Here is a 5756-nt window from a genome sequence, read left to right as displayed (position 1 = left end):
TCGGGCTCTAACCCCTAAAAAGAATTGCGGCGGTGTCTTACTCTCCCACACCCTATCGAGTGCAGTACCATCAGCGCTGGCAGGCTTAGCTTCCGGGTTCGGAATGGGACCGGGCGTTTCCCTACCGCTATAACCACCGCAAAAACACGGGACACACCTTCCGGCGTGTATATATCTCCCCACCCCACCCAGCACAACTACCACGAGGGGGGCGGCAGATCAAAGATCTCTTCATGGACGCGAACACACACCACACAACACCACCCACCCCAGATACCCAGGGACGGGGTGCTTCTGTGACGCAGACACAACAGCAACTGTTGCACAAATCTTGTTTGTTGACGTGTTTAACTCGTGTTACCCGACCCGCAACCACCCCACCACATGCGGGGCCACACCCCCTTTTGAAAGGGTGTACTTGGGTGAGTGATCGGTGTATTAGTACCAGTCAGCTCCACACATTGCTGCGCTTCCACATCTGGCCTATCAACCCTGTCGTCTACAGGGCACCTCAAAGGAAATCTCATCTTGAAGCAGGCTTCCCGCTTAGATGCTTTCAGCGGTTATCCTTCCCGAACGTAGCCAACCAGCCATGCACCTGGCGGTACAACTGGCACACCAGAGGTTCGTCCGTCCCGGTCCTCTCGTACTAAGGACAGCCCTTCTCAAATTTCCTACGCACGCAGCGGATAGGGACCGAACTGTCTCACGACGTTCTAAACCCAGCTCGCGTACCGCTTTAATGGGCGAACAGCCCAACCCTTGGGACCGACTACAGCCCCAGGATGCGACGAGCCGACATCGAGGTGCCAAACCATGCCGTCGATATGGACTCTTGGGCAAGATCAGCCTGTTATCCCCGAGGTACCTTTTATCCGTTGAGCGACCGCGATTCCACAATCCACGGCCGGGTCACTAGTCCCAGCTTTCGCTCCTGCTCGACACGTCCGTCTCACAGTCAAGCTCCCTTGTGCACTTACACTCGACACCTGATTGCCAACCAGGCTGAGGGAACCTTTGGGCGCCTCCGTTACTCTTTAGGAGGCAACCGCCCCAGTTAAACTACCCATCAGGCACTGTCCCTGGACCCGATCAGGGTCCGAAGTTAAGGAATCCAGAATGGCCAGAGTGGTATTTCAACGATGACTCCACACACACTAGCGTGCATGCTTCATAGTCTCCCACCTATCCTACACAAGCCATACCGAACACCAATACCAAACTATAGTGAAGGTCTCGGGGTCTTTCCGTCCTGCTGCGCGTAACGAGCATCTTTACTCGTAGTGCAATTTCGCCGAGTTCGTGGTTGAGACAGTGGAGAAGTCGTTACGCCATTCGTGCAGGTCGGAACTTACCCGACAAGGAATTTCGCTACCTTAGGATGGTTATAGTTACCACCGCCGTTTACTGGGGCTTAAATTCTCCGCTTCGACCACAAAGTGGCCTAACAGGTCCTCTTAACCTTCCAGCACCGGGCAGGCGTCAGTCCGTATACATCGACTTACGTCTTCGCACGGACCTGTGTTTTTAGTAAACAGTCGCTTCTCCCTGGTCTCTGCGGCCACCACCAGCTCACCACCGAAAAGATGGATCACCAGGATGGCCCCCCTTCTCCCGAAGTTACGGGGGCATTTTGCCGAGTTCCTTAACCACGATTATCTCGATCGCCTTAGTATTCTCTACCTGACCACCTGAGTCGGTAATAGGGTACGGGCGGCTGGAACCTCACGTCGATGCTTTTCTCGGCAGCATAGGATCACCGGATCACCCACCAAAGTGGGCGCCCATCAGCTCTCAGACATATACCCAGCGGATTTACCTACCAGGAGTCCTACGACCTTAGACCACGACTACCATCGCGCGGCCCGGCTACCTTCCTGCGTCACACCTGTTAATACGTTTACCTACTACACGTTCAGGTCCCTCACTCAACCCAACACCCCAACCCGAAGGTCAGGGAGGGGCATCACAAGGTTAGTCTCACATGCCTCAGTATGGGCGGTTCTTCGCCGGTACGGGAATATCAACCCGTTGTCCATCGACTACGCCTGTCGGCCTCGCCTTAGGTCCCGACTTACCCAGGGCGGATTAGCCTAGCCCTGGAACCCTTGGTCATCCGGCGGAAGGGTTTCTCACCCTTCTTTCGCTACTCATGCCTGCATTCTCACTCGCATAGCCTCCACCACTGGGTCACCCCGCAGCTTCACCGGCCACACGACGCTCCCCTACCCAATACCACACCTCAACCAAACACTCCCCACGAATGAGGGCGCCGGCTCGGATACGCGTGGTACTGCCACAACTTCGGCGGTGTGCTTAAGCCCCGCTACATTATCGGCGCGGAATCACTTGACCAGTGAGCTATTACGCACTCTTTCAAGGATGGCTGCTTCTAAGCCAACCTCCTGGTTGTCTTCGCAACTCCACATCCTTTCCCACTGAGCACACGCTTAGGGGCCTTAGTTGGTGGTCTGGGCTGTTTCCCTCTCGACCACGAAGCTTATCCCCCGCAGTCTCACTGCCATGCTTACACTTACCGGCATTCGGAGTTTGGCTGACGTCAGTAACCCGGTGGGGCCCATCGGCCATCCAGTAGCTCTACCTCCGGCAAGAAACACACAACGCTGCACCTAAATGCATTTCGGGGAGAACCAGCTATCACAGAGTTTGATTGGCCTTTCACCCCTAACCACAGGTCATCCCCTCCATTTTCAACTGAAGTGGGTGCGGGCCTCCACGACGTCTTACCATCGCTTCACCCTGCCCATGGCTAGATCACTCCGCTTCGGGTCTAGGACACGCGACTCAATCGCCCTATTCGGACTCGCTTTCGCTACGGCTACCCCCCAAGGGTTAACCTCGCCACGTGCCGCTAACTCGCAGGCTCATTCTTCAAAAGGCACGCCATCACCCCAACAAGGAGGCTCTGACGGATTGTAAGCGCATGGTTTCAGGTACTATTTCACTCCCCTCCCGGGGTACTTTTCACCATTCCCTCACGGTACTATCCGCTATCGGTCATCAGGAAGTATTTAGCCTTACCAGGTGGTCCTGGCAGATTCACACGGGATTTCACGGGTCCCGTGCTACTCGGGTATCACCACACACGCCCAGCAGCCGTTTCGTCTACGGGACTCTCACCCACTACGGTCACGTTTCCCACCGTGTTCGACTACAACCACTGCAGCGCGTCCTCCTCATGCTGGAGAAAGACGGGCAACCCCACAACACCGCGTATGCAACACCAGCACGTTTGACACACACACGGTTTAGGCTGGTCCGCGTTCGCTCGCCACTACTAACGGAATCACAATTGTTTTCTCTTCCTGTGGGTACTGAGATGTTTCACTTCCCCACGTTCCCTCCACACATCCTATATATTCAGATGCGGGTCACGGCACATAACATGCCGCGGGGTTTCCCCATTCGGACACCCTCGGATCACCGTTCGTTTATCAACTCCCCGAGGCTTATCGCAGATTACCGCGTCCTTCATCGGCTCCTGATGCCAAGGCATCCACCATGCGCTCTTGAACACTCACACCACCACCACACGAAAAGTGTTGACAGGCAGCGCGAGTCGGATAACACAAGAAACACAACAACAAAAAAATTACACAGAACACCACAACCACACCCACCCAACGGTGAGAACGATCATGATGCCCAGATGCTCGCGTCCACTATGAAGAAACCAAGATCCACAACCAGTCACCCACCCACACACCCCCACCAACGCAGGAGCCCATGAGAAGGGCCGGCCAGGAGACACACAAACCACCCGCACACCCCCATCACACCCACACCCCCAACAAGGGGATGCGCAACGCGGAAAGAGCCGCAGGGGCCTGTTCTCCCAGGACCCAACAGCGTGTTTGCCTCACACCACCCAGCCAGACGGCCAGACAGCGCAAGAAGAATCTGATGATGTTCCACCCATGAGCAACCACTGCACACACGAACGGCATGCACGTGGCCACACCCACCCACGCAGAAGCGCGGGGGTTCTGTGATGCTCCTTAGAAAGGAGGTGATCCAGCCGCACCTTCCGGTACGGCTACCTTGTTACGACTTAGTCCCAATCACCAGTCCCACCTTCGACGGCTCCCCCCACAAGGGTTGGGCCACCGGCTTCGGGTGTTACCGACTTTCGTGACTTGACGGGCGGTGTGTACAAGGCCCGGGAACGTATTCACCGCAGCGTTGCTGATCTGCGATTACTAGCGACTCCGACTTCACGTAGTCGAGTTGCAGACTACGATCCGAACTGAGATCGGCTTTCTGGGATTCGCTCCACCTCACGGTCTCGCCACCCTTTGTACCGACCATTGTAGCATGCGTGAAGCCCAAGACATAAAGGGCATGATGATTTGACGTCATCCCCACCTTCCTCCGAGTTGACCCCGGCAGTCTCCTATGAGTTCCCACCATGACGTGCTGGCAACATAGAACGAGGGTTGCGCTCGTTGCGGGACTTAACCCAACATCTCACGACACGAGCTGACGACAACCATGCACCACCTGTACACCAGCCCAAAGGGCTGAACCATCTCTGGCACATTCCGGTGTATGTCAAGCCTTGGTAAGGTTCTTCGCGTTGCATCGAATTAATCCGCATGCTCCGCCGCTTGTGCGGGCCCCCGTCAATTCCTTTGAGTTTTAGCCTTGCGGCCGTACTCCCCAGGCGGGGCACTTAATGCGTTAGCTGCGGCGCGGAACTCGTGGAATGAGCCCCACACCTAGTGCCCAACGTTTACGGCATGGACTACCAGGGTATCTAATCCTGTTCGCTCCCCATGCTTTCGCTCCTCAGCGTCAGTAACAGCCCAGAGTCCCGCCTTCGCCACCGGTGTTCCTCCTGATATCTGCGCATTTCACCGCTACACCAGGAATTCCAGACTCCCCTACTGCACTCTAGTCCGCCCGTACCCACTGCACGCGCAAGGTTGAGCCTTGCGTTTCCACAGCAGACGCGACGGACCGCCTACGAGCTCTTTACGCCCAATAATTCCGGACAACGCTTGTACCCTACGTATTACCGCGGCTGCTGGCACGTAGTTAGCCGGTACTTCTTCTGCAGGTACCGTCACCTCGAAAGGCTTCTTCCCTACTGAAAGAGGTTTACAACCCGAAGGCCGTCATCCCTCACGCGGCGTCGCTGCATCAGGGTTTCCCCCATTGTGCAATATTCCCCACTGCTGCCTCCCGTAGGAGTCTGGGCCGTGTCTCAGTCCCAGTGTGGCCGGTCGCCCTCTCAGGCCGGCTACCCGTCGTCGCCTTGGTGGGCCTTTACCCCACCAACAAGCTGATAGGCCGCGAGCCCATCCCCAACCGAAAAACTTTCCACACCCAGACCATGCGGCCAGGTGTCATATGCGGTATTAGACCCAGTTTCCCGGGCTTATCCCGCAGTCAGGGGCAGGTTACTCACGTGTTACTCACCCGTTCGCCACTAATCCGCCTGGTGCAAGCACCAGACTTCATCGTTCGACTTGCATGTGTTAAGCACGCCGCCAGCGTTCGTCCTGAGCCAGGATCAAACTCTCCAAAAATTTACATGTTTTCAGACAGGTCAATCACCTGGCCAAGAAATCAACAAGCTGCTAAAAAAGCTACATTGTTGAGATCCCAGCAAATAAATAACTGGCATCATCAAAAACAAACAAACACGCTATTGAGTTCTCAAAGAACAGACACACAAACCGATCCGACCAGACACACAACGCCCAGCCCTCACCGAAAGGTGCTCTCCATAT

General features: G+C 55.8%; 3 rRNA genes. All 3 read right to left on the bottom strand.

Annotation, left to right across the window (positions count from 1 at the left end):
* Positions 1-24: 24 nt before the first annotated feature.
* Positions 25-141 (bottom strand): 5S ribosomal RNA (rrf, locus tag BJEO58_RS14515).
* Between the two features lie 277 nt (positions 142-418).
* Positions 419-3544 (bottom strand): 23S ribosomal RNA (locus BJEO58_RS14510).
* 479 nt (positions 3545-4023) lie between these two features.
* A 16S ribosomal RNA gene (locus tag BJEO58_RS14505) occupies positions 4024-5552 on the bottom strand.
* Together the 16S, 23S and 5S rRNA genes form the textbook arrangement of a ribosomal RNA operon.
* Between the last annotated feature and the right edge of the window lie 204 nt (positions 5553-5756).

The sequence above is a fragment of the Brevibacterium jeotgali genome (assembly GCF_900169175.1).
In the GTDB taxonomy this organism is placed as follows: Bacteria; Actinomycetota; Actinomycetes; order Actinomycetales; family Brevibacteriaceae; genus Brevibacterium; species Brevibacterium jeotgali.
This window is presented reverse-complemented; position numbering and strand designations above follow the sequence as displayed.